This window comes from Halomonas sp. C22, assembly GCF_007655045.1.
Taxonomy (GTDB): Bacteria; Pseudomonadota; Gammaproteobacteria; order Pseudomonadales; family Halomonadaceae; genus Vreelandella; species Vreelandella hamiltonii.
Window position 1 is genome coordinate 24,219 of the sequence record NZ_VBVC01000012.1, and the last position, 26,295, is coordinate 50,513.

The 26,295-nt window shown below is 49.2% G+C and carries 17 protein-coding genes; all 17 read right to left on the reverse strand.

Going from position 1 to position 26,295, the window contains the following annotated elements:
* Nucleotides 1–23: 23 nt before the first annotated feature.
* The 17 genes from FEU76_RS16935 to FEU76_RS17015 all read right to left on the reverse strand — a co-directional run bounded on the left by FEU76_RS16935 (nt 24) and on the right by FEU76_RS17015 (nt 26,259).
* Nucleotides 24–2,330: a glycosyltransferase family 2 protein gene (locus tag FEU76_RS16935; RefSeq protein WP_096923233.1), complete on the reverse strand. Its 2,307-nt coding sequence runs from the start codon at nt 2,328–2,330 to the stop codon at nt 24–26.
* A gap of 35 nt (nt 2,331–2,365) precedes the next feature.
* A complete protein-coding gene (locus FEU76_RS16940; protein ID WP_144984496.1) occupies nt 2,366–4,663 on the reverse strand; it encodes a glycosyltransferase family 2 protein in 2,298 nt (765 codons plus the stop codon).
* Between the two features lie 72 nt (nt 4,664–4,735).
* Entirely contained in the window at nt 4,736–7,717 is a 2,982-nt protein-coding gene (locus FEU76_RS16945) for a glycosyltransferase (protein ID WP_144984499.1), read from the reverse strand.
* A gap of 169 nt (nt 7,718–7,886) precedes the next feature.
* Nucleotides 7,887–9,053 carry a nucleotide sugar dehydrogenase gene (locus FEU76_RS16950; protein WP_144984502.1) on the reverse strand — a complete coding sequence of 389 codons (1,167 nt, stop codon included), beginning with the start codon at nt 9,051–9,053 and terminating at the stop codon, nt 7,887–7,889.
* Nucleotides 9,054–9,279: 226 nt separating this feature from the next.
* Nucleotides 9,280–10,506, reverse strand: coding sequence for a glycosyltransferase (locus tag FEU76_RS16955; protein ID WP_144984505.1), 1,227 nt, complete (start codon nt 10,504–10,506; stop codon nt 9,280–9,282).
* Nucleotides 10,507–10,750: 244 nt separating this feature from the next.
* Nucleotides 10,751–11,545: a polysaccharide lyase gene (locus FEU76_RS16960; protein WP_144984508.1), complete on the reverse strand. Its 795-nt coding sequence runs from the start codon at nt 11,543–11,545 to the stop codon at nt 10,751–10,753.
* A 12-nt stretch (nt 11,546–11,557) separates the two neighbouring features.
* A complete protein-coding gene (locus tag FEU76_RS16965; RefSeq protein ID WP_144984510.1) occupies nt 11,558–12,769 on the reverse strand; it encodes a hypothetical protein in 1,212 nt (403 codons plus the stop codon).
* A 15-nt stretch (nt 12,770–12,784) separates the two neighbouring features.
* On the reverse strand, nt 12,785–13,588 hold the full coding sequence (locus FEU76_RS16970) for a glycosyltransferase (RefSeq protein ID WP_144984513.1): 804 nt from the start codon (nt 13,586–13,588) through the stop codon (nt 12,785–12,787).
* Complete coding sequence (locus tag FEU76_RS16975; RefSeq protein ID WP_144984516.1) at nt 13,585–14,610, reverse strand: ATP-grasp fold amidoligase family protein; 1,026 nt, start codon at nt 14,608–14,610, stop codon at nt 13,585–13,587. Before FEU76_RS16975 ends, FEU76_RS16970 begins: the two co-directional genes overlap by 4 nt.
* Nucleotides 14,607–16,694: a glycosyltransferase family A protein gene (locus FEU76_RS16980; protein ID WP_144984519.1), complete on the reverse strand. Its 2,088-nt coding sequence runs from the start codon at nt 16,692–16,694 to the stop codon at nt 14,607–14,609. The genes FEU76_RS16975 and FEU76_RS16980 overlap by 4 nt, the downstream gene beginning before the upstream one ends.
* 125 nt (nt 16,695–16,819) lie before the next feature.
* On the reverse strand, nt 16,820–17,095 hold the full coding sequence (locus FEU76_RS16985; protein ID WP_144984522.1) for a hypothetical protein: 276 nt from the start codon (nt 17,093–17,095) through the stop codon (nt 16,820–16,822).
* Nucleotides 17,096–17,137: 42 nt separating this feature from the next.
* A complete protein-coding gene (gene glmM, locus FEU76_RS16990; protein WP_222114808.1) occupies nt 17,138–18,478 on the reverse strand; it encodes a phosphoglucosamine mutase in 1,341 nt (446 codons plus the stop codon).
* Nucleotides 18,479–18,655: 177 nt separating this feature from the next.
* Nucleotides 18,656–20,497 carry a glutamine--fructose-6-phosphate transaminase (isomerizing) gene (gene glmS / locus FEU76_RS16995; RefSeq protein WP_144984528.1) on the reverse strand — a complete coding sequence of 614 codons (1,842 nt, stop codon included), beginning with the start codon at nt 20,495–20,497 and terminating at the stop codon, nt 18,656–18,658.
* Nucleotides 20,498–20,571: 74 nt separating this feature from the next.
* Nucleotides 20,572–21,312, reverse strand: coding sequence for an O-methyltransferase (locus tag FEU76_RS17000; protein WP_144984530.1), 741 nt, complete (start codon nt 21,310–21,312; stop codon nt 20,572–20,574).
* A gap of 26 nt (nt 21,313–21,338) precedes the next feature.
* Nucleotides 21,339–22,361 (reverse strand): UDP-glucose 4-epimerase GalE, encoded by a 1,023-nt coding sequence (gene galE / locus FEU76_RS17005; protein WP_144984533.1) that lies wholly within the window; start codon nt 22,359–22,361, stop codon nt 21,339–21,341.
* Nucleotides 22,362–22,380: 19 nt separating this feature from the next.
* Nucleotides 22,381–24,213, reverse strand: a complete 1,833-nt coding sequence (locus FEU76_RS17010) for a hypothetical protein (protein WP_144984536.1) — start codon at nt 24,211–24,213, stop codon at nt 22,381–22,383.
* 21 nt (nt 24,214–24,234) lie between these two features.
* Complete coding sequence (locus tag FEU76_RS17015) at nt 24,235–26,259, reverse strand: glycosyltransferase family 2 protein (RefSeq protein WP_144984539.1); 2,025 nt, start codon at nt 26,257–26,259, stop codon at nt 24,235–24,237.
* Nucleotides 26,260–26,295 lie beyond the last annotated feature (36 nt).

A 26,295-nucleotide genomic window follows, 5' to 3' on the forward strand; every position in this document is an offset into this window, starting at 1 on the left:
TACTCACAGGTATCACCAGCATGTTAACGGAGTGAGAAATCTTCATGCACCAGCGTCAAGTTAGGGTTGTAAGCAGGGTCATTATCCAACTGTTTGGCCCAACGGCGGCGCATATAAGCAACTTCGCTCAGCCACCGTGCGCGTTTGGTAGGCGTGTCATCTGCACCACGGGAAATAGACTCGTGATGATACAGCTCTGCATAAGGTGTCCATAAATTGCGGTAACCTGCCTCTCGAACACGCAAACACAAATCGACATCGTTGTAAGCAACTGCCAACTCGCGCTCGTTCAGGCCCTTCACTTTATTAAAGACACTTTTTCGCAATAACAAACATGCGGCAGTAACAGCAGAAAGATTCTGCACAACTTTCAAACGCCCGTTATAACCATCGCTTTCCCGCGGGAAGAAGCGATGCGCATGACCCGCCACATCGCCTAACCCAAGGATGACCCCACCATGTTGCAACATTCCATTAGGATAGTAAAGCTTAGCGCCAACGCAGCCGATTTCAGAGCGACACACTTGGCCGACCATTTCGGTTAGCCAGTGCTCGTTGATGGGTTCAATGTCGTTATTTATCAGCCCAATAATCGAGCCATGCGCGTGCGTTGCACCAAAATTATTGATGGCTGAATAATTGAACGGGTGATCCCACCGCAAAACTCGCACGCGAGCATCACGCTGCTCCACTTCGTTCATATAGGCCAGCGCCTCCGGGCAATCACTTTGATTATCCAGAATCAGCACTTCAAAATGGGTATATGCCGTACGAGCAAGAATGGCATCTACACAAGGCCGCAGGATATCCACCCCATTACGGGTAGGAATCAACAGACTTACCAATGGCGCAGGGCGCGGAATCGGCCACTCGATACGCACGCTATGCTCCAGCAAACCAGGGTGAACAACTGCATGATTACTGGCCACATGCTGTTTCAATACGTGCGTTACCAGCTGTATGGCATCCGCTTGAGAAAGTGAATAGCGAAATAGCGTACTACGGTGATACAGCATTGCAGGTAAATGATGAACCGAACGCTCACTCCCATGGACACTCTTCCACATCAAAAACGTCAACGCCAAGGCGTAGTCGACAGCCGCTCGGTTAGTCAGATGTGACAACAGGTCTGCTTGCTCGGTTTCCAGCTGCCATAGCAGTTTACGCTTGTAGAGTGCCAGGCGACCAATGTAATTGGTAGACAGCAATAAATCAGGGTTCCAATCTGGCTTGAAAACCGGCTTGCTACGCTCGCCATTTTCATTAATGGCATCTTCATCGCCATAGAACAGCTGCGCATCCGGATACTCGTTCCATGCCCTGGCCAGTTGGCTCAGCGCCTCTGGTGATAGCTGGTCGCCAACGCTAATCCGCAACACGCCATCCCCTTGGGTTTGAATAAACCCCTGGTGATCCAACTTCGCATAGGTGCGGTGATAGCTCCTGATCAGATTGATACGGCTGGTAGAAGGAATATAACGCTCAAGACTTCGCCTTTGTGCATCGGTAATCTCAGCCGACAACACGATGAATATTTCCCAAAAGAAATAGCTTTGCGCCTTGAGCGAATTGATCGTGGCAACAAAATGTTTCTCGCCTTTTTCAAAATCTTCCAGAGTCACGGGCATGATCAGCGAGAACAAAGGCGCGTGCGCCAGCCTGGAAATAAAGGCCTGAGCATCAAGGTGAGCAGAAGGCTCTTTGACATCGATCCAGCGCACATAATCATCGTTGATGTGCTGCTTCGCATGTGTCTGGTCATAGGCAGTAAGGGCCACTTTACGCCAGGAGCACCCTTCCGCCACAGACGCGACATGCAATTGCCGGATCACCTTGCGAGTACGCAGCCCCTTGAAGTCTTCATGGTTATTGATAAGCCGGCGCGCCAAGCGGTTATGTGCAAACCAAGGCGTCAACCACACCCATCGCAACGTAGCCGACTGCAGCGCCGCCTCGGAAGCACTGAAAGAAAGCGTAATACCAACAACGCCCAGCGGCACCCAAACAATCCGTTTAGTCGTTTTACCAGGACGTAAAGAAACAGAGGATTCAAGCTCCCCCTGCCGCGTATGAAGCACCAAAGTAGCAGCACCGTGAGCATCACCCGCCAGCCCATCCAGCTCGATCATATTCCAGCCTGGCCAAGGCTTGTCGCCGACTACCTCGCAGTCGACAGTACCGTTTTCGCGTTCATATTCGACTGCTTCATCAAGCGCCGAAGGCGTACTTCTGATATTCAAGACAGGCTGACGCCGCCAGATAGGCGGCATGTCAATCAAACGACCCAGCGCGGCCATCCATTCTTTAAAGCGAACTGTATGCTGCCCCATTCACACCTCAACCCAATTCTTTGACAAGGCAACCTTCATGAAATAAGTGCCCGAGCCGCCTGCGCCCAAGGCAGAATGCCCACCGTTTGCAGGTACTCATCCTCGGCGATGATACGCCGTTCCAGCACACCCTCAAGTGCTTTCTCGTCGAGCTGGGACGACTTGCTCTGCACCATCTCCTGTAAGCTATAGGCCACTGTAGGTACTTGAATAACAAAGCGCGCATTGGTCTGAGCGGCCAGATAAGCAGGGCTGACAGCCTGCACCAGAGCAGGGTCAACATTACCTGCGCTATGCACGAACACCACGCGCTGAAAAAGGCGGCACAGATAATTGAACATGGAATAGCTGGACGAGGAACCAAACAGCAAGCACGTGCCAGACATCAGCGCTTTCGGGTACTCCATCACCATCAGACGGCCAAAATTAGGCAGGCCATTGTCATAAGTCTTGTAACGGGTATGCGTAAAAGAAGTCAGGACCTCCACCACGGACGTCTGTTTGGGCGCCAACTTATTGCCCAAGTCCCCCCCCATGGTTCTTTTCTTGTAGCGATCTTTGGCAAACACTGACGCACACGACGACGCATCCAGCCCCAAGCGCTCGGCAAAAGCCAACGTTGCGGTCATCGCCCCCTGATGCGTCCAGTGCGTATCGGTCGGGATAAAAGCACCGTCTCCCAATGATTTCAGCGCCGCCACGGGGTACACCAACTCAGCAGCTTCTGGCAATGCCAATACCTGCTGCATGGGACCTGTCTCCCCGCCCTGTTGAGGGTGATACTGCTCGCCCATGACACTCTCTTTGGAAGGCGCCACCAACAACGCGCAGGGCACCTGGCCCGCCACCTCTGACAATTGGCGCAGATACGCCTGCCACCCCTCCACGCCAGCCTGGGTCAGCTGCATCCGTCCCGTAAATTGGTCTACGCTGCCATTGGTATCATTATCCAGAAACAGCCACCCTTTTTTACCTTCGAGGACTTTCAATGGCTGTGAAGGAGCAACATCCTGAGTATCCACGTGAACGTCTTGCAACAGCCAGCGCTCATCACCCAACGCAAGCCACAGTGAAAACTCTCTCAACAAGGGCGGCACCGTAAAGCGAAAACCGCACCGCTGCTGAGCGTGCCCTTCGGCGGCTACGCTCAGCACATTCTCGATGACATCAGGACGCTCGATATCCAACGGATAACACAGTTCGTAGACGGGCAACCAGCGAGCAACGATGCGAACCTGAGCTCGCATGTCCTGTAGATGCTCAGGCAGCAGCAGCCACCCTTGTACCACTCGCCCAGAAGGCAGAAAACGCGACCCGCGCTGCGGTGAAGGATAATCCAACGACCAGCGTTCAATCGGGGTTCGTTCATGCTCTGGGGTAGCATGAGTCCACTCCTTCACACGGCGCGTTAGCCAGCGCTTCAAGTCCTGCCCTGCCGAGCGCTCGTCGGCATTTTCTGTTACGTCATGTTGCTTATCTGCAAGCTGCTGCAACCATTTCATTTTCTGTTTAACCTTAGGCGCGAATTGAGCGGCCACATGACACTCAACATCGTTACGGTCATGGCGCATAAAGTAGTCACGCTGCTTTTGATAATGGGGGGTGGCAGCACTGCCACGCTGAGCCTTGCCCAGCACAAACTCTTCTACCGACTTGACCAAATAGTGGTTTATCCGCGCGCCGTCCCAGCAAACAGTGTCGCTCAACCCCTGGCTAACCGAGCCATTCGGCCCCTGACGTGCAATCAGCGGCGCCCCATGGCTATTGAGATAGTGGCCATGGCGCAAGCGAGCAATATGCGGGTTGATAAAACACTCGACATCACGCGGCCTGACCACACTTTTTATGTGATGGTTAGGCCCGAAGTCCTGCCGGGCACGCCGAGTGAAGCGTTCGATGACCAGCCCATCCTCACGAAACCTGGCACCAGCAGAGCCAAAGCAGGCCCAGTTCAGCCCCAACGCACTTACCTCAGGGTCAGAAAAGCGCGTTTTCAACCACGACAACAAAGGATACTCGTCATCTTCTAGGGTTTCAGTGGTGGGTAGCAAGAACTCATCGACATCAATAAACGCCAACAGATCAATAAGTTGAGGGCAATGATGCAACAATTGCCGATACGCCTGCAACTGAGGCGGCTGCCCCTCGGTGGGCACAGACAGCAAGGTCACCAGCCCTGCCTTTTGCATAGGAGCCAGCCACTCATACGTGCCATCATCGCTTTCATTATCGGCAATCAAAAAGTGGCTAACGCCTACCGACAAATGAAACGCCATCCACTCGGGAAGGCTCTCTCGTTCATTCTTGACGATAGCAGCAATGGCAAGCTTCAAGCATGTCCCTCCGCTGGATCTGTATGGTTTTGTCACGTAGTCGATGTCACGTAATCAATGCCACGTAGTCGATCACGGTGTATCTGCAAAGGCAGACACACCGGTTAACCGATACGCCTTGCACAATGCACTGCCCAGCTCAGCCGAACTAAACCAAGTCACCGCTCGCTGCTGTGCAGCCTGACCGAAGCGTCGGCATTGAGCGGGCGCAGCGGCCAACTTTGCCACCTGCTGGGCTGCCGCCGCCGGGTCGCCATACGGCACGAGATACCCCGTTTCACCATCAACGACCAGCTCGCCCAATGCGCCCCACTGATAAGCCACTACCGGCCGTCCTGCCGCCATGGCTTCGAGTACAGTACGCCCAAAAGACTCTTGAAAGCGGGATAGGTTCACCACGATATCAAGCTGAGCCAACGCCTCTTCAGGGCGTTCTACGTAACCCGCAAAGCGCACATTGGAAGGCGCACGGCCCTGCGCCTGACGCGCCAATAGCGCTTTTATCTCAGGGGTGCAGGCCCCAAACACCACCACCTCAGCAAAGGGAGACAAAGCTTGCAGGTGACGAGCCATGGTGGCCAGGTCATCGATGCCCTTTTTGGCAACATTGCTACTCAACATGCCCACCCTTACCCCGCCCTGACGCTCGCCGGGTGAAAAACGCACGGGCGGCAGCGCCAATAATGGCGGCATATGGATCGTATTAGGCACCACGCACACGGGCGTTGAAGACGGCAGTGCAAATGCCTCGGCAGCGCAGCGTGAGTTGGCGATCACCACATCGGCTTGTGCATGAACATGGGCCACCACCGCCTCAGGCTCAGCGCCCAACAAGGCACACAAGCCTGGATCATGACGCGGCAATTCACGAACATGCACCAGCGTTGGTAACCCCGCTCGGCGTGCCGCCACATAAGGTTCCAAAAGCACTGCTGTATTACCGTGTATCGCATTGACCTTGTGGCGCTCGATCAATGTTTCGAAATGAGCAACCGTCCTCTCGACCGGCAACCGCCCTGCCTGCCACCAGCCATAGGGGAGTACGGCCAATACCCGGCAACGCTTCAAAATAGCCTGCTCATACTCGGCATTCATGGCCTCAGGCAAGGTAACCACTACATTCCAACGCAGCTTGACCATGGCATCCAGCACATCCAACAGGCTACGCTCAGCGCCAAACAGCGTCTTGCCCGCCTGATGCGCGCACAACATGACGGTTGGCCGGTTAGAAAACGCCTGCTCCCCCTCCCACTCTGGCAAGGCTGAAAAGTCGTGTGCGTACCCCGTCTTTAAAAAATGAGCTAGCGGCTGACAAGGAAGTTGAGCCACCTCCGGGTAATAACGTAAATATCCAGACGTAGAAAAATCGGGCCCTGGATCTCGGCCTTCGGCGGCGCCCGCCTCCCAGAAATGCAGCAGCGGCTCGGTTGGCGTATTCAGCAAATCCGGGTAACGAGCAAGGTACCACCCAGCATCAAACAGCGTGGATTCGCAGACCCGCTCGAAATCGGTCAACGGTCCATTGGCAGGCGACTGCTCGCGCAGCATCGAAAGCGGTGCTGCAAATGGCCTTGACTCAGGCATAAAAGGCATCAACAGCGCCGTTCTGCTTTCTGCTGCCTGATGCCACTGGCGAGCCATCTGCATATAACGGAACCGTGCTCCACTGAACTGACTAACCAAATGCGTGCTGGTATGCTGGCTTAATGACCCTTCATCACTCAAGCCAAATGACAGGGGCACACCTGGCAGCACCTCAGCCACACTTTCCGGCCCAAAAGCCGCTTCCACACGATACCGAAACTCGGTATCGGCATTGACGTTCACGCGATCCCAATAGCCCAACGCCTCGAACGTCGAGCGCCGAAACATCAACGAAGACATATTCGGATAGACCCACCCAAACTCATCCAAGCGCCAGCGGTGGAAGTGCAAAGACGGCGTAACACGTACCCAATGCGAAAGGCAGGCCTGCACCTGCGGCTGCGCCACCAGCGCCTGACATTGGTGCCACAATTTTTGAGGGTGAGACCAGTCATCACTATCGTGGGTAGTAATGAACTCACCACGCGCCACTTTCAGCCCAGTATTACGTGCCGCATAGGCCCCCTGGTTACGCTCGTGGCGCAGCAACACCAGCTGCACATGGGAGGGTGCCTCATGCTGAAGCGCCTTGACTACCGCAGCACCGTCATCCGCACTGGCATCATCTACCACGATGATTTCAAGGCGCACGCCAGATTGCGCAAACAGCCCGCGCAACGCCGTGGCAATGGTGCGTTCAGCGTTATAAAGCGGAATAATGACACTCACCAATTTCAACGGAATGACATTATTGACCTCTTTATTGCCCGTGCCCCCAGCAAGCTGCAAAGCAGACAGCGCAAACGAAGACGCATCATCACCCAGACCAACGGGAGCGAGATCATGCGCCTCGAACATGGCATTCAAAACACCCAATGACGATGCGGAAGGCTCATCCAACCATTGCTGCATGTTACAGCGTGCCAGAGCGGTGTCGGCCAAATGTGGGTAATGGCTCTCTAAAAACGTCAGCGCCTGCTGAGCTGCCCCCCTAGTGTGACGAGCCACCTTACCCCGACAACACGCATCAATGACCAACAGCGCCGGCCCAGGGGACGAAAAAGCCTCCCACCGCCCTTCCGGCATCAGGCTATCCAGCACCGCATCCCAACGCTGCTGCCAGGCATACCAGCGTGCTAACGCCCAACGCGCCGCCATCCGCTCAGTAGCATTGGCAGAAGACGAGGAAAGCAGCTGCGCTAAACGAGGCAGCATGACACGATCGGCTCCTCGCCATAACGCATGCTCCCAGCCCACCACTCGGTTGCGAAAAGGCTGCCGGCCCTCTGCCCGGCCATGGCGCTGATAATGCTGCCACGGGTCCAACCCCGCCTCAGCCACATCGGGATAAGCGTCGAGATACCACTGAGCATCGAAATCAGCCGCGTCATCCTGCCGTAGCGGAGTGGCGTGAACAGCATCTCGGGCCGATGAAGGCCGACCCCACCATTTAGCCAGAAAAGAAAACATGGCAACCCATTAGCGAAAAGTGAAATCCCAAAACCCTACATACAAAAAAGCCGTCAAACCCTGGGTTGACGGCCCTTACATGCATTTATGGGCAACACGTTTTTATAAATAAAACCGAGGCCTAGCGGCAATATAGCATACCCGAAGCGTTAAATTTCCATGGGCTCGCTCAATCGCTGCCAAACAGGTCACGGGTATAGACCTTGTCCACCACATCCTCCAGCTCAGGCACCATGCGGTTTGCCAAGATCACATCTGCCTTCTGTTTGAAGGCGTCGAAGTCGCGCATCACCACAGAACCAAAGAACTTCTCTTTATCCAAGGCAGGTTCGAACACCACCACTTCGATGCCCTTGGCCTTAAGACGCTTCATGACGCCCTGCATGGCACTGGCACGGAAGTTATCGGAACCGGTTTTCATGATCAAACGGTACACGCCCACCACTTCCGGCTCACGGCGCAACACCGACTCCGCGATGAAATCTTTGCGAGTGCGGTTCGCTTCCACGATGGCCTGAATCATGTTGTTGGGCACATCCTGATAATTCGCCAACAGCTGCTTGGTATCTTTAGGCAGGCAGTAGCCGCCATAACCGAAGCTGGGGTTGTTGTAATGCTTGCCAATGCGCGGGTCCAGCCCTACCCCTTCGATAATCTGTTTGGCATCCAACCCATGAGTTTCGGCGTAGGTATCCAGCTCATTGAAATACGCTACGCGCATGGCCAGATACGTATTGGCGAACAGCTTGATTGCCTCTGCTTCCGTGCTGTTGGTCAACAGCACATCGACTTCCTGCTTGATGGCACCCTGCTTCAACAGCTCGGCAAAAGTCGCCGCCCGCTCCGAACGCTCGCCCACAATGATGCGCGAAGGGTACAAGTTATCGTGCAGAGCCTTGCCTTCACGCAGGAACTCAGGGGAAAACAGCAGATTCTGCGTGTTCAAACGCTCAGCAGTTTCCTGTGTATAGCCCACCGGCACGGTGGACTTGATGACCATGACCGCATCCGGGTTGATCTCCATGACCTGCTGAATCACGGCCTCAACGCTTTTGGTGTTGAAATAGTTGGTGTCCGGGTCGTAGTCGGTGGGCGTGGCAATAATGACAAACGCCGCCCCCGCGTAAGCCGCTTTGGCATCCAGGGTTGCCGTGAAGTGCAGGTCTTCCCGGGCCAAAAACGCTGAAATTTCCGCATCCTCAATCGGTGATACGCGGTTATTCAGCATCTCGACCTTTTCAGGCACGATATCGACCGCGACCACCTCATGGTGCTGGGCCAACAGCATCGCGTTAGAAAGGCCAACATAGCCCGTACCGGCAACTGCAATCTTCATCCTTAAGGTTCTCCAACAAGCATCGTTGCATCAGTCATCGCCAAAGCGACAGAGTCGGCGCGATTGTAACAAACTACGCGCCCATCGATTCATCATAACCATCACATTCACCAGAAAGTTCCCTACAAAGGGGGATGCCTTCCTAAGGCAGGATGCATGTTATCGCAAAAGACGGCCTGGAAAGCTCAGCGCCCACTCCCACAGGCCATCGCCAACTCAGTCCGCATCAGTTCAAGTAAAACACTTCCCATGCTTTGCAGTTTTTCTTGAAGCTCACTTCGCCTGAACGCTCTGCAGACAAATAACGCTCTGCCCCTTTCACTACGATCGCGAGCCCGCGGCCATTACGCTTGAAAGCCAACGGTTTACAGCCATAGGAATCATTGGTGGAAAAGACATTTCGGTTATCGAGAAACAGCTGCTTGCCTGTTTCACTGAGGGTCAGTGCGTGCTTTTCACGATCAAAGCAGACCAGCTCATCGTCATGGTCCAGCACCACATCGCGGGGGTGGCAGTGATGGATTTCTTCACTACTGTGTGAGTACACCAAGACACTTTTATGATGGGTCACCAAGCAAGCAGCAGAAAATCCCTCGCCCAGAAAATCAAGCTGCGGCAACGTTTCAAGCGCCACTGCATTGCCTTCACGCAAGAAGCAGAAGCGCTCAGCTACTGTACTTTGGCCAGCCGTCTTGGCTGCACGTGATTTTTTCAACTTCTGCTTGAACTGCTTGGCAAAAATGTCACTGCCCGGATGTACCGTGCGCACGTACATAGGAAAGCGTGGATTAACCACCAGCGGATGCTTTTCATCCACCTTGGTGTGATTACCCAAGCTATATACTGAGAGTAACCGTGGAGGAGAGGAAGGCCGATACACTTGCACCAAAGACAGGCCCATCGCAATTTTGGGGCTATGCCGTGGCAAAAAAGAAGAATATCCGCCCTCTTCATAGATACCTTCATAACCATTTGCAAACGTAATGGCATGGCCTTCGAATTCAGGCGAAATATAATGGTATAGCTGCTCTTCAAAATCATCCGCCAGCGCATCATCGTCATCCAGGCGAACGGTGGCGTAACATACCTCACCGCCAAATGCTTCCAAGCGACTCAGCAGGTGCTGCTGCATTTTCGAGATAACCCCCCCTTTGCTGGAAAGAGGCACGATTTCAAGATGGGGGCAGGCTTGCTGTGCTCGCTGTAATTGCTGCATGTTCTTCTCAGGCAATGCTTCTGACGTAAACACCAATACCGTTGTCTTGTCAGGCGACATTTTCTGCAAGGAAGGCAGCGTTACGTTGAAGAAAAGCTCTTCATGTAACGACATGCGCTCATCAGAGAACAGCTCTTTTTTATAGGCTTCAAATTCGTTATCACGACCAATGACCCAAGCAGTGTTGTTTTCAGACAAAACGCTATAGCGGATCATGACAAACATGTGCTTTTTCATTGATTTTCTCCTGATCACCGGCTTGTCCAACAATGGAAAAGCACGCCACCCCAAGAAAACCACTCAAAGCAATACGACATGACAATATAACGACACCACGCCAACTGCCTTTAAACAGCTTCATGGGAGTGGCGTGATATCGTTATTATTGGACTTACATTTTAAAACATCTATGAATTCTTATGATACAAAGGTATAGCACATCGTCACTGTGCAGGACAAGACCTTGCAACCAACCCACTGCCTATTTAATTAGCAGGCTAAAATCATCGAAGAAGGCACAGTCTGTCTTGAAGGCCCCTGTGCTGTCTCTCGGAGCCCACTCAGGGCTGCTGCCCCCATGAAACGTACTGAACATCAGCCGCTGAATCAGACTCTGATCGTTTTCGACATCTCGAAAGCGCAAACCGGTATGCTCGATGACCAATGCATCATCCACCCACACCAGCACCTGCCCATTATCCGCAGAGGAAGGGGCGTTCAAGTCTACCTGCATACGCACATGGTGGTACTGCCCTGGCGTAAACTGGAACGCCTCTGCACGGCGTGTATCACCATAACGCCCTGCCATATCCTGGTGGTAAACATAGGTTTGCAAGCCGCCATCGCCGCGGAACATCAAACGGGCGCTCCAACCATCCGGAGTAATGGTATTGCCGCCCGCCACTGGGTTAGCTGGCCCCAGCCCGTGGAGCTTACCGCCACGAGCAAAATCAAAACCGTCGCAGAATTCTACCCAGAAAGAGAGCTCGTACTGCAAAGCCGGTTCAATACGTGGCGACACCACCACACGGCGGCTACCTCGCTCGTATCCTTGATAATCGACCTGCAAGGCAGTACTTCCTTCTATACCCGCACCCGGCACTAAATGAGTCAGGGAGTGATCCACGATGGCCTGGCCCACGGGAGAAAGAGTATTGCTCTCGAAGCGCTCAGTATCATCGTCGGGGCTTGGTGTTGACTCCCAAGGCTGCCATGCCAGTAATAACAAGAAGAGCAAGGCCGCCGGGGTTATCCAAATTTTACTTTTTACTGACATGGCTTTCTAGAACTACCCGCCCACAATTTTATTTGGAAACACAGTTTTTCTCAGCGGATGCTCAATAATAGTTTTTCTCCCATAGAAATCTTCTATTGTCGCACGAATGTGAAGCTTACCAATCATGCTCTTATCTTTTAATTTAAAGACAGCTTGTAGCAAATAGCTACCCATCAAAAAACCACTCGCACTTAAAACTTCATTACTACCTATATACACAAGGGAAAACTCCAACTGAAACCCTTTATACAACTCGCTTAAATTGCTTCTAACTATCAATTTATCGTCTAGCAAGGTAGAATAGATGGAAAAATTTTCTTTTCTAAAACTCCCTGTTTCAGAAAAAATTAAATTCTCTTTATTTGATTGCTCCATGCTTTCTAGAAAACCAATGCTTACTCCATCAAAACCATATTCTTTAATTTTCTTTATGACTTTAATGATGACGTTTTTTGGTGGTGGAACATGCCCGTAGCCCCACTCCCCAACATATATATACCTATCTCTATACTTATAACTTGAATCAGAAAACTCTAGAACAGAGCTTTCATCTAAAATACCACGAATCTGCTTTCGCAAGTGATTCTGATCGTAGCCATTTATGAATATAATACTTTTTTGGCCATCAGTAAAATTAACTTCAGAATCTAAACATTTTTTGAAATAGTGATAATCTCCGTTTTTTATATTAGCATATGGGCTAGCTTTAAAGGCTGACTCATAGCAAGCATTGATATATTTTTTCGAAAAAGCGCTATTATAATCATAAGCCTTAATCTGAGGATTCCACACAAAAGAATATGCTTTATCCTGATTACGCATCATTGAATGTATATTTAAAGCAGCAAACCCTCCTCCACTGCCACCAGAAAGTATAACTTTTGAATTTTTAGAGGAAACCACATAGTCTAAAAAAGAAGCGATAGCACTTGTTAACTTACTTTCAACCTCGTCACCTATAAACCATGCTAAATTAATGGCTTCATTTTTCTCTAAGCTAGGGTCTGAAAAAGAAACCAAAGGGATATCTATTTGTTTAGCCACCCCCCTAAAATGAAAATAAGGAGGAGTAGTTTTAGCTCTATTTCTTATTGCCCCATGAAAACCAGCTAAAAAAACATCAAAATCACTAAAAAAATCGCCCTGAACGCAAACATTAAATGAAACATTATTATACGTTACCCGATGAACACCTTCTTTTAAAACCTCATCAAAACACTGCATTTCAATCTCATTATCTTAAGCATTGATTGTAAAGATACCTTCAACTTCTTTTCTTGTAACCGCCTCACCTTTTAAAAACTTTTTCTTTAAATCTAAACTATAAACATCACTCTCTTCATGCATAGTCCTTATATACATAATTTTTTTTGACAGCATAATTACTGGATGACGTTCATCAATATTTGAGTGCTTCCCCAGACCATAAATAGATAGCGGTTTAGGCTTTCTATCAGTCATTTTGAAAACATTAATAAACGACAACCCTAATGCAGTCAAAGGCGACTTACGCTTATTAAAGCCCACATACTTAACCCCATCAAAAAAGCCAACCACTCCTAGTGCAAAAGAAATGGCGTGTCCCTGATAGGCAGGCTTAACATATTCAAAAATATGCTTGAAAAAGTCATTAGATAAAGCATCATCATCATCAACTCGTACAGTTGCATAACAGACATCTTCCTTAAACAACTGCAGTTGCTGATACAGACAGTCATGCATGTGGCTAATCAGCTTTCCGCTACGAGGCAACAAAACAATTTTAAAATTATCTAAGCCATTCACCATATCATTTAAATTTTTCAGATGATTTTCTGGGAGTTCATCTGATGTAAAAATAAGGACAGTAGTTAGCTGCCTATCCATTCTCATCAAAGATGGAAGTGCAACTTCGCGAAATAACTTTTCGTGAAGACGCAGCCTTTCAGGGCTAAAAAGAGTTTCCTTATAACTTTCAAAGCTTTTATCTCTACCAATAACCCAAGATCCACTACTTTCAGTTAAGGCACTGTATCTAATCATTACAAAAACATGTTTTCTCATATAGCACCACCATTAATATATTTTTTTAGCAACCTACTTTCTGCACTCAGGTAGCACTCCCCAAGGTACCGATCAAACTCTTTATTAAAAGAGGAAAACTGGCCAGGGCGGGGGGTAAACTCACCAAAGGAAAAAGCGTTTTTACTTTTGATAAAGTCGATACGCATAAACGGCGTGGGGATCGCTTGGCTGACTCGCTTAGCAATTTCCAACTGCTCATTGGTGAATCCACTACCGACAAAACTCCTGCCTTCATAGCGCCCGGTTTCTGCCAAGCGGCCATCGGGTAGCCATTCGCAGTAGCGGGTTTCATTGGCACGCTCGACCTCCAGCACAAAACCGACTTCGCCGTAGAAGCAATAAAATTTGAGGTCGACGGGCGGCAAGGGCTTACCCGCCTCGAAATCTCCAATAAATTCTTCCAACAGCCAAGAATCTTTTTTGATGGTGCCCTGCTCTACCATTCCACGGGCCTTGGCCAGCGCCTCCTCTGCTGTGGCCAAGGTTTCCCCGGTGCGTACTTCGAAGGCACCTCCCTGCTCATCAAAAATGAACACGCCCTGGCTGGAAGAACCATTTTCAGGCTTCAGCACGCTGCCCTGCTTGGGCTGGATACTGGCTAACGGCTGGTTGAAGGCATAGGTGTCTGGCCGCTTGATGCCCAGCTCATCAATAAATTTATAGGCATAGCGCTTGCTGTTCAGTTTCCATTCTGGCTGAAAATTGAACAGCTGCCGACGCCGGGTCGCCTGCACCAACAGCTGCTGAAAGGAAGCCACGTTCGTGAGCGGCACTTTGTGCTGGCTCAACAGGCGTGTCAGCTTTTCTGTCAACTCATCGGATGTTAACAGGCTAGCCACCTGCTCCAGCACAGCCGGACGCTGTTCCATGGGCAGTTTGGGCAACGCAGCCACGAGCTGATTGGCAATGGTGCGCTTCTGCGCTTTTTCGCGCTGTACTTTTTCTTCTGCTTGGGCAAGCGCTTCTAACAAAGCGCTTACATCCTGCTGGCGTTTACTCACAGAGCTCCCCAATTTTTCAAGCCGATAAATTCGGGGTATCCGTCCAGGGGATACTCGGTCAAGGTGTTATCGGCTGTTTTATAATGGCTGGCTTTGACCACCTGGCCCATCACAACGGGCTCTACTTTACCTTGTTTAAGCAGCTCGAAGTAGAGGTTGCACAGGGCTTCCGGGGCTTTGTGGAAACTGGGCCAATGGAACAGGGCTACCTTCTGCTTGGGGTGCTTGCCGATGAATTCGGCAGCTTTCTGGCAGTCTTCCAAGCGAGAAAAATCGCCCGCAATCACGGTATTGAACACTAGAGGTTCATCCGTACGCTCGAACATACTGCGGGGCGCGGGGAACGCGCGCTGGGCTTTGGCATCGCGCACGTTCAAGTGCTTTTGCGACGCGTGCCACCAAGCGCAGATTTCGCGGTAGATATGACGCAGCCCGTAGTACACGGTGCGCACATGAGTGGCTTTGGTACGGGTGAGCGAGGACTCTTCATCCAGCGCAAAAGCCAGCGGGGTATCTGAATAGATCTTGGCGAACGATTTTTTCCCGAACTGTGCCTGCATGCGCCAGATGTACTCGGTATCGCCACCAATGCGCACGTGGTCCCACTCGCCAATGGTGTCCAACACTTCCTTGCGGAACATGAAGGATGACTGGCTCCAGTGCGTCAGGCAGCTGTTCGGGCGCCAGTTCTGAGTAAAGGCCAGATTGCCCTGGGCGCGGATCCAGTGCGCCGAGCAGCCCTTCACAGAAGGATGTTTTTCCAGGTAGGCCACCTGGGTAGCGATTTTCTGCGGGTGCGACCAGTCATCGCTGTCGTGGGTTGTAAACAGATCGCCAGTGGCAAAGGTGAGCCCGTAGTTACGCGCCGCGTAGGCCCCCCCATTGTGTGGCGGCTGCACGGCTTTCACGCGCGGGTCTTCTTTCTCTAGCGCCTTGAGCACCTCGAAAGTGTGATCGGGCGAGCAGTCGTCTACCGCGATAATTTCTATGTTTTCATAGGTTTGCGCCAGCAGCGACTCAATGGCGATGCGTACCTGCTCGCCTGCACTGTAGATGGGCATGATGATGGAGACTTTTTTCGTGCCCTTCACTTTCGGCGCAGGTAGCCCTACCACGTTGCCAATCGAAAGCGGCTGCGTTTTATCCTTGCGACGAATGCCACTGAACCCATGAATCGCGAAGGCCTGGTTGATCAGCTCGATGCGCTTGGCATCATCGGAGAGTGCGTTGGTAAGCGCAAAGTGGGCATCGGCATCATTGGGGTGACGCTCGACGAAAGGCTTGAGAGCGGCATAGGCTTCCGCAGGGCGGCCTAGCGTCAGCAGGCAGAAATAGGTGAGATACACCGTTTCTTTACGCGACTTGTTGGCATTGGTCAGTTCGCGCATTTTTCCGGCGAACGCCAGGGCAGATTCGATCTCGCCACAAAAATAGAGCCAACGCGCCGTGTGCCACATGGCCCACCAGCGAGACGCTTCCGTTGCATTGGGGTCGTTGTACACGTCTTCCAGCGCTTTCAAAGCCGATACCGAATGACCGTTCCAGAGCTGCACGGCCAGGTTGGCGGTGCCGTTGGCTTCCTTGTCCTTGATCTCATTCCCTTTTGCCTGGCCCTTGTACAGGTAATGCAGCAGCGGCACTTCATTGGGCTGCATCTGCGCCTTGTGCGTTTCCAGGTAAAAATCGTTATCGAAGCGTTTACAAGGGTTCAGCCCCAACCGCCAGCCTACCGCCAGATAATGCAACACGGGGTCCACCTTGTGAGGCATCCACACCTCATGCTCGACCAGATACCATTTGCCATTCACCAGCCGAGACTTCTTCACCAGCTCGATATCGTTCTCTACCTGCCCTGGCCGCACCACTTCCAAGGCATTGCGCAGCAGTTGGTCGCACACCTTCTTGTTGTCGATCTTGCGCAAGGCCAGCGCCAAATTGACATAAATCGGCTTGAACCCCTTATACCGAGACAGCGCGTTGACATAATGGGCAGCTGCCTGCTCGTAGGCTTCCTGCCGATATAGGTCATTTCCTTTTTCAAAACTCATGGGGTCGCTCAGGCTCTGTGTGGTCATCATATTCATGGGCAAGGTTCAAAAGAAGGGGGTACTGATGCCGCGCTGCATATACGAAAGCGCTAAACAAAATTCTGAATATACTATCATAATAAAGTAGATCTATTCGGCTCTCATCAGTGCTCGGGATAGAGCTAAACTGAAAAATCCAGCCCTAATTCTCTCTCAAGCTCGGTTGGCTCATGGTCTGCTTGAGAAGAGCGTCCATCACTGTGTTCTAGTTCCGCAATTTTCTTTTTTAAACGTGAGTTCTCTTCTAGAAGCTGACTTACCTGCTCTGCAAGCTGGCCCCTGTCTACCGCATGGTGCTCAACAAGTGACTGAATACGCGCAGCCAATTCCGCTATTTTAGCGACCTCCGATTTTTTTTCGGTGGCCGTATTTTTTGAAGTTTCATTTGTTTCGCTCATGATCCCTTCCTTGAATAGCATAAGATGAAGTTTGATGAACCACTACGTTTGTGGCAATGCTCTAGCGATATACTGAGCGCATGCATCGGCAAGAGAAGCATCGATGGCTTCCACCATGACGCGAATTAACGGCTCGGTACCCGATTTACGTAACAGCACGCGCCCCTGGTCACCCAATCTCTCTTCGGCGACTTGAACCGCCTGCTGCACACGAGGGCTGGCTAGAGGGTCTGCCTCGCCATCCTTGAAGCGTACATTGACCAATACCTGAGGCAGCTTATGCATGCCCTGCTTCGCCATAAACAGAGTATTGCTTTGATTAAGTAGCGACGTAAGCACGCGAAGTGAAGCAATGATGGCGTCGCCGGTGGAAGCGTGGTCCAGGCTCAACAAGTGGCCTGACCCTTCGCCTCCCAACCGCCAGCCGGTCGCTTTCAGCTGTTCCATGACGTAGCGGTCGCCCACTTTGGCACGTACAAACGGCATCCCCAGCATGGCCAGCGCCTGTTCTAGCCCCAAGTTGCTCATTTGCGTGCCCACCACGCCACCGGTATACCCATGGTGCTTGGCATCTTTGGCCAACAGGAAAAGCAGCTCATCGCCATCCACCACCGTGCCGGTATGGTCTACCATCATCAAGCGGTCGGCGTCGCCATCCAGCGCGATGCCCAGGTCGGCCTCGTGAACCAGCACGGCGCCGCACAAGGCACGCATCGACGTAGCACCGCACTCGGCATTGATGTTCGTGCCGTTGGGGCGGTCATTGATACTGATGACCTCTGCCCCCAACTCCCGGTATACCGCAGGGGCAACCTTGTAGCCTGCGCCATTCGCGCTATCGACCACGATCTTCAACCCCTGCAGGCTCAGCGTGCTGGGCAACACCGCCTTGCAGTACTCAATATAGCGCCCTGCGGCATCATCAATTCGGCGTGCCTTGCCTAGCGCATCCGACTCCACACACTCCATCCCGCCTTCCAGAGCGATATGAAGCATCTGCTCGATTTCCTGCTCCTGGGCATCGGTCAGTTTGAAGCCCCCCTGGCCAAAAATCTTGATGCCGTTATCGTAAAACGGGTTGTGCGATGCGCTGATCACCACGCCCGCATCGGCCCGAAAAGTAGACGTAAGGTAAGCCACCGCCGGCGTAGGCAGTGGGCCCACCAACGCGATATTGACACCCGCCGCCGAAAAGCCCGCTTCCAGGGCAGACTCCAGCATATAGCCACTGGCCCGAGTGTCCTTGCCGATAAGCACTTCTTTAACGCCTTCAGCGCCCAAGACCTTGCCAGCAGCCCAACCCAGTTTCATGGCAAACGCCGGTGTCATCGGAAACTCACCTACGCGGCCGCGAACGCCGTCGGTGCCAAAATAGTGTCGCATGATGTAAAAACCTGATTAAAAGATGGTGAGGGGAAAAGAGTGAGGGGTGAGGCGCTGGACTGCCACAGGTCTAGTAGCGCGTGGTAACGAGCAAAGCGAGGCACCCGCGGATGGGCGGCGATGAGCCGCCCCACTAACGCCACCCCACCAACGCTGGCACCCACGCTATGCCAAGCCTTACTCCACCGTAACGCTCTTGGCCAAATTGCGCGGTTTATCCACATCGGTGCCTTTTACCAGCGCCACGTGGTAAGCCAGCAACTGCAAGGCCACGACGTGCAGCACAGGGGAAAGCAAACCGTAATGCTCCGGCATGGCCATTACATTCACCCCTTCACTGGGTTTCACTGCACTATCACCATCGGCAAATACGTAAAGCTGGCCGCCGCGAGCGCTCACTTCCTGCATGTTGGCTTTGAGCTTTTCCAACAGCTCATCGTGAGGGGCCACCACCACCACCGGCATATCGGCATCTACCAGGGCGAGCGGCCCGTGTTTCAACTCACCTGCAGGGTAGGCTTCAGCATGAATGTAGGAGATCTCTTTGAGCTTCAGCGCGCCTTCCAAGGCAACCGGGAAGTGGCGGCCACGCCCCAGGAACAGCGCATGGTGCTTATTAGCAAACTGCTGTGACCACGCTTGAATGCTAGGTTCCAGCGCCAGTACCTTTTCGACGGCAATCGGCAGGTGGCGCAGCTCATCCAGGTAGGCTTTCTCATCGGTGGCGGGCAAGCGCTGATGAGCTTTGGCCAACAGCAGGGTAAGCAGAAACAGCGCGGCCAGCTGGGTGGTGAACGCCTTGGTGGATGCCACGCCAATTTCTGGCCCGGCACGGGTGATAAAACGCAGCGCGGTTTCACGCACAATGGCGGATTCCGGCACGTTACAAATCGCCAAGGTATGGGGGTGGCCCAGTGCTTTGGCGTGCTGCAAAGCGGCTAGCGTATCCGCAGTTTCACCAGATTGAGAGATGACCACCACCAGCTGGTTCGGGTTGGGCACACTCACGCGGTAGCGGTATTCGCTGGCAATTTCCACGTTGCAGGGTATACCCGCCACTTGCTCGATCCAGTATTTGGCTGTCATGCCCGCATAGCTGGAGGTGCCACAGGCCAGGATCAGTATCGAATCCACCTGTTCAAACACGGCTTGCGCATCGGCCCCAAAAATACCGGGGTGCAGTTGCCCTGCCCCACTGAGCATTTCCAGCGTATTGCCCAGCGCCTGGGGCTGCTCGAACATCTCTTTTTGCATGTAGTGGTTGAACTCACCCAGCTCTACCGCGTTCGCCGTGAGATGAGACGTCACCACGGCACGCTGTACTGGCTGCCCCAAAGCATCCACCACCGCTATCGCATCACGCGTCAGCTGTGCCACATCGCCATTTTCCAAATACATCATCTGCTGCGTGACGGACAGCAGCGCCGACGCATCCGAGGCGGCGTAGTGGCCTTCATCCGTTATGCCCAGCATCAGCGGCGAGCCTTCACGGGCCACCACCAGGCCCTCCGGCTCTTCTTCACTGACAACCGCCAGCGCAAACGCGCCCGTCAAATGCTTGACCGCACACTGAACCGCAGAGAACAGGTTGTCAGCGGGTTCACCGATTTGACCTTTGAAGCACGCCTGAATCAGATGGGCGATAGTTTCGGTGTCGGTATCTGACGTAAACACATAGCCCAGGCCCTGCAACTGTTCCCGCAGGGCTTCGTAGTTTTCGATAATACCGTTGTGCACCACGGCCAAGCCTGCCGAGATATGCGGGTGGGCATTGCGCTCTGCGGGTACACCATGTGTGGCCCAGCGGGTGTGAGCAATGCCAATGGTGCCACTGAGCGCCTGCTGTTCCACGCGAGCCGCCAGCTCCGCCACACGCCCTTTGGCCCGTGCCCGCTGCAGGCCATGATTGATGACTGCCAAACCAGCGGAATCGTAACCGCGATACTCCAGCGTCGAGAGCCCTTCCAATAGAAAAGCGATGCTATCCTTTGCGCTTACCGCGCCTACAATGCCACACATGGTATTCTCGTTAATTCAAAATTAGTAATGTAATGCAGAAAATTTCAGGATTAAAAGTTAGTACAAAAACCACTTTATTTACGAGTTAGTAACCCTAAGCCTTTCTCTAAAGGAAAAAACTCCAAGTTAAAACCGTAATTCTCGGCCCAATGCTCACAAACATCTTTCTCATCTTGTCGGTTGGCATCATCCATCCACACTTGCGCATTTGGAGAAAGACGATCTATGAAGGCAGGTACCGCTGGGTAACGCGCGTATTGGCACGTATTGCCTGGAGGGCCGTCTACTAAAAGCAAATCCACTCCCTCTATACCTGCCAAATTCAAGGGATACCATTTAGAAATAGGATCAGCATCCGCTGGGTTTAGATGCGGCCCTTCCCATACTTCTAAATTACCTACACGCAGTTCCACCCAAGGTGTTAAGTGTTCATCAGCAAGTGTTTCATAGGTTTGGTTAGCGTACTTTTCTAAATGCTCAAAACTATACAACTTGCCAAACCCATTTTGCCGAAGTGCATCTGCAATAACTAATGTTGAAGACCCACTACCTGTTTCAACAATAATCTTTGGCTTATTTTTACGAATCCAAGTATGTAGCTTCAACAAAAAATCAGGAGAGACTGGCCAGCCTCTCAAAGGTGGCAATTGGGCTTTTAAAGAAAGCCTCTTATTTAACCACATGACACTTTCGACTTGTGTATATAAGTTATCAATTGCCTTATGCAAATCAGAGCGCAGATAACTTAATTTTTTATCAGTAGACGAGGAAATGTTTTTTTCTAAAGCGCTAATTAAAGTCGAAAAGTCATCCATTTACATAGCCTTACTATAATAATAGTTTAGTAGCCAGTTGGGTTATTGACCTGCCAGCGCCAAGCATCTTGACAAATACGATCGATGTCAAGTTCTGCCTTCCAGCCAAGAACCTTATTAGCTTTGGTGGGATCCGCGTAGCATGCAGCAACATCCCCTTGCCTTCTGGCAACGATATTGAAAGGTATGTTTTTGCCACTTGCTTTTTCAAAAGCATTTATTAGCTCTAATACAGAAACACCTTTTCCTGTGCCTAAATTGAAAGAGGAAAAGCCACATTCCTGACTGCTATTTAAATAATTTAAAGCTGCTAAGTGCCCTTTAGCAAGGTCAGTCACGTGAATATAATCTCGAACACCAGTGCCATCTACTGTATCGTAATCACCACCAAAAACGCTAAGCTTCTCTAACTTACCTACTGCAACTTGTGAAATATAAGGCATTATATTATTAGGTATATCTTTTGGGTCTTCTCCAATCAATCCAGAAAAATGAGCTCCTGCAGGATTGAAATATCTTAAATTAGCAATCTTCCAATCTGGATCAGCTTTAGCAACATCAACTAATATTTTCTCGACCAACAGCTTAGATTGACCATAAGGATTAATGGTAGAAGTAGGGGCTGTTTCAGGTATAGGTAATTCCTTAGGAGTCCCATACACAGTAGCCGATGAAGAGAAAACGAGTTTTTTAACATTATACTTATCCATAACTTTAAGCAAACTTATAGAACCAGAAACATTATTATCATAGTATTTAAGAGGAAAGGAGTTCGATTCGCCAACTGATTTCAAACCAGCAAAATGAACTACTGAAGAAAAACCATACTTTTCAAAAACTAAATCTACACTTCTACTATCTCTTATATCAACCTCATAGAAATCAATCTCTTTTCCAGTTAAAGTACTCAACCTTTTCAAAGACTCTTTTTGTGAGTTAGAAAGATTATCAAGAACAACAATATTATAGCCACTCACCAGAAGCTCAAAGCAAGTATGCGCACCAATATAGCCAGCTCCACCTACTATCAAAACAAATTCAGAATTCATCTAAAAAACTTCCTAAATTTTAGTAATCGGGATGTATCATTATTTCTTCAAGCTTTGGAGGCCTAGAGCTGTCCATCCAAGCTCCATTTAAAAATACAGCCGTCGTAAAAATATGCCAAGTAGTTTGAGGGTAACTATTATTTTCAACAAAAGATTCCAGCTTAAACTTATCAAAAAGAGAATTAAAGACATGTGAATCATTGCTCAAAAGATATTCTTTAACATAACATCTAATCGAGAGATCCTGCAACTTCCTCCAATCATAGCTACTTTTCACACTATTTTTAACAAAAGACTCTCTATTTTCTTGACCGTCTAAGAACTTATAACGGACGTCAGACCCTTCTCTATCAAAGCGCCATCTAGGCCCCTCAAGAGGTAAATCTCTAATTTGAGGTGTCAATATACCAATAACATCAAATACAAGTCTCTCTGACCAACGAAGACTTGCTGGAAGCCTAAGCGCATTACAAACAAGAGAATTATCCATTAAAGGATCAATAACATTCCACTTTGTACGATTCCCAGCCCTTCGGGAGCACACCCACTTAGCATTACGATGCTTATGATAGTAGTAATCTAGAGCACTATGCGGGCTACTTATTGCCAAAGATTTAACTTCGGCTGAAATCAATTTAGAGTTATGTAAGGTTTCTTCATTAAAAAAAGCGCTGCCTCCAGACATCGTATTATCAATTATAGCGCATGCATCAACGAAATCTATGCTTGTTTTGTTTGTCAGCGTCATGCCACCACGTAGAATCTCCCCACCAACTCCCGACATTGTTGGGCTAGAAGAAAAACGGCCATAGTCAGAAAAATCATCCCATGCAGAGGTAGAGCAGTCATGTACATCTAAGGCACGTACTGTTCTTTTAACTGGATCTTCCGCATAAACCACCCCACCTTCTTTTTTTGAGATAGGCTTAATACTGTGTTGCCAGCCTAGCTTTTCAGCCAACTTCTTACCAATAAAAACATCTGGATCAGACATATCCCCCATAGTTGCAGTTCTTACGTTGACACTGTCAATATGTGATAGTGCAGCTGCAATTAGTCTTGAATCGCGACCTCCTGTGATAGAAAGATGAAGATCTTGATTACCAACAAACTTGAAGGAATTGACTAATGCATTTGCAACGTCTTTAACTGCCAAGTTATAACTATCATTTTCAATTGAGACATCTCTAGCTCCACTTTTAAACCAATCATAAAACTTAATTTCATCAGAACTAATGCAAACATATTCATGAACCAGAACAGAGAAAACGTTCTTAAAGCCCGTATGCCGACCAAAATAATGCCCTTGCAAAGCAAACTGCCGACATCCCTCAACGTCAAATTCAACACTGCCACTAATGGATAAAAAATTAACTACTGCAACTATTACATTGACTCTGGATGAAACCAAAAAAAACTTATCGGTCTCATAAAAATATAATGGATGAGAACCTACTGCATCACTGACTACTTCAACACCGTACTTACTAACTTTTATAAAAGAGAAACAGCCCGCCGTTTTTTCTAGAGAGTCATAATCTATATAACTATCCTTAAAAACATCTTCACAATCACGATCAGAGTACCCTAGTTTAAAATAAATATCTTGATTTTGTATGATATTTTCTTGCTCAAATACAGCTTCGTTAGAAAAAAACCAAGTTGATATACCACTAATAGGATTGTGATGGCATTGTTTGCTAACTTCCTCCAAAAAATGCCGCGTAGGGAAAAACTTGTGTACAGCTGTAGAAACAATATGGTCTATATACTTAAAATCAAAAGCATATGTTTTATTAAAACTTGAGCTTACCCTAGCTGACTTCGGGATTACTGAAAAGAATAAATTCATAAAGCACACCTTGATTAAAAATTATTTCCACACATATTTTCGACAATTATCCAGATCACTCACTGGCTCATAGACCTTCGAATTGACACCTTGTCTTCTTAATGATTCATTCACCACTAAAAAGTGGTTAAATTTCTGCTCTTTAAGCTTTTTAATGGAGGTATTTTCACCATGTAAAACACGATTATAAGAAATATAATTTAAATGTTTAAATTCACCTATTTCACTTAGCTTTAAATACATATCGTAGTCAACAGCATTTGTGATAAACTCATCAAAACCGGATGTAAGACTCCAAGATCTTGCTGTAAACATTCTAAAATGATGACAAATCATTGCAGATGTGAGCTTTTCTCTTGAAAACTCGGGCCAGTTATAACCTATAGCGATAAGATTACCTTCAGCATCTACGTTACGGTTCCCAGTATAAACGCAAGCTAAATGCCGGTTTTTTAGAAATTCCTTTAAGCACAATTCTACTGCATCTGGCTCGAGATAATCGTCAGAATCCAATTGCCCTATATAAAAACCTCTGCATAAATTGACAGCAGCGTTGGATGCCTTACCAATGCCTCCGTTCGTTTGTGTTATGAATCGTACACGTGGATTATTTTCATAGCTCTCTTTAAGTAGAATTAATGTCCCATCAGTCGACCCATCATCACAAATGCAGACTTCTAGATCCGTAACTGTCTGGTTCAACGCACTCTCAATACAGCGAACTATAGTGTTTTCACAGTTATAGGCTGGTATATATATAGAAACGAGAGGAACTCTGTGTATTTTAGCTTCGCTAATTGGTGCTAACTTACGATAAAAATAAGGGACTTTTTCTTGTACAATCTTTATTGTTATCGCTTTACCAGCAGCCCTATCTGTTTCATTTTCTCTTCCTGGTGGCTCTTGATGGTAAGCCATACCACCATGAATAACTTTAAAAAAGCACCCTGCTCGGAAAAGGCGGTAGCCAAACTCGTTATCTTCCCCCCCCCAATGTGTAAACTCTTCATCAAACCATCCAATTTTATGTAGCCACTTTTTAGAGAAGGCGACATTTCCACCAGAAAAATATCTAAAGGGACTATCACAAAGCCGAAGGTCTTCAGTTTTTCTAAAGTGTTCTAAACGCCAATCAACGGAAATACCTCCTTTTTTTGAATTCCCAACGTCACTATTCGTTCTGACTTCTGGCAAATTTTCTATCAGGGAGCTGTTGCCCAAAACTTCTTTAACGTCAATATCATGGGTATCAACATATTTTCGAGGGCCTATCAAAGCAATATCATCACATTCAATCAAACCATCTACATAACTTTGCACCCAGTGCGGCCCTGGAGCCATATCGCAATCAAGAATAGAAACAAAATTATAATTTGCAGTCCTCATACCCAAATTTCTTACTGCACAAAGTTGGTAGCCATAATCTCGTTGGCGTACAAACTTAATATCTAATTTATTTTCATACTTTCTGACAATATCAGTTAGATTTTCGCTGCTACCATCATCAGCCACAATCACTTCGAAGTTATGGGTTGTAATTTGGTGTGTTAAACACGCTAAAGTAATATCCAGTATGCGATGTCGATTGAAGGTTGGGATTATAATACTTAGCCCCACTGCTTCCTCAAGGCATTCTTTTTTTGGTTGATACCTAAACTTCAAATACCAATCAAAGTCATTTGGCCCTTCTGGTAAAGGAGCCAATACTAAATCGTCTGGCCAATCATTCGGAACAGGATTAACTTTCTTTACATCATGAATCTTTTGTGATTTCTTTCCACAGAGAGATTCATAAAAGCTCAAAAACTCGCCCCTCACCTCTTTGTTCAACTTAAGCTTATTATCATTATTTAACAAAAGCATTGTTATAGGATCCAGCTCAACCTCTTTTGTTAACCCAGATTTTTTTAAACACATTTCAATATTATACCTGACTAACTCATCACCATATTCTTTTGCTGCTTTGCGATAAAGGCTTAACGCACGAACGTATTCCTGTTTTTTAAAAAGCTTATTCGCTTCTAAGATAAAATTAGATCTTGTCATAGAACTGCTCCTAATATATCGATCCCTGAAAGGCAC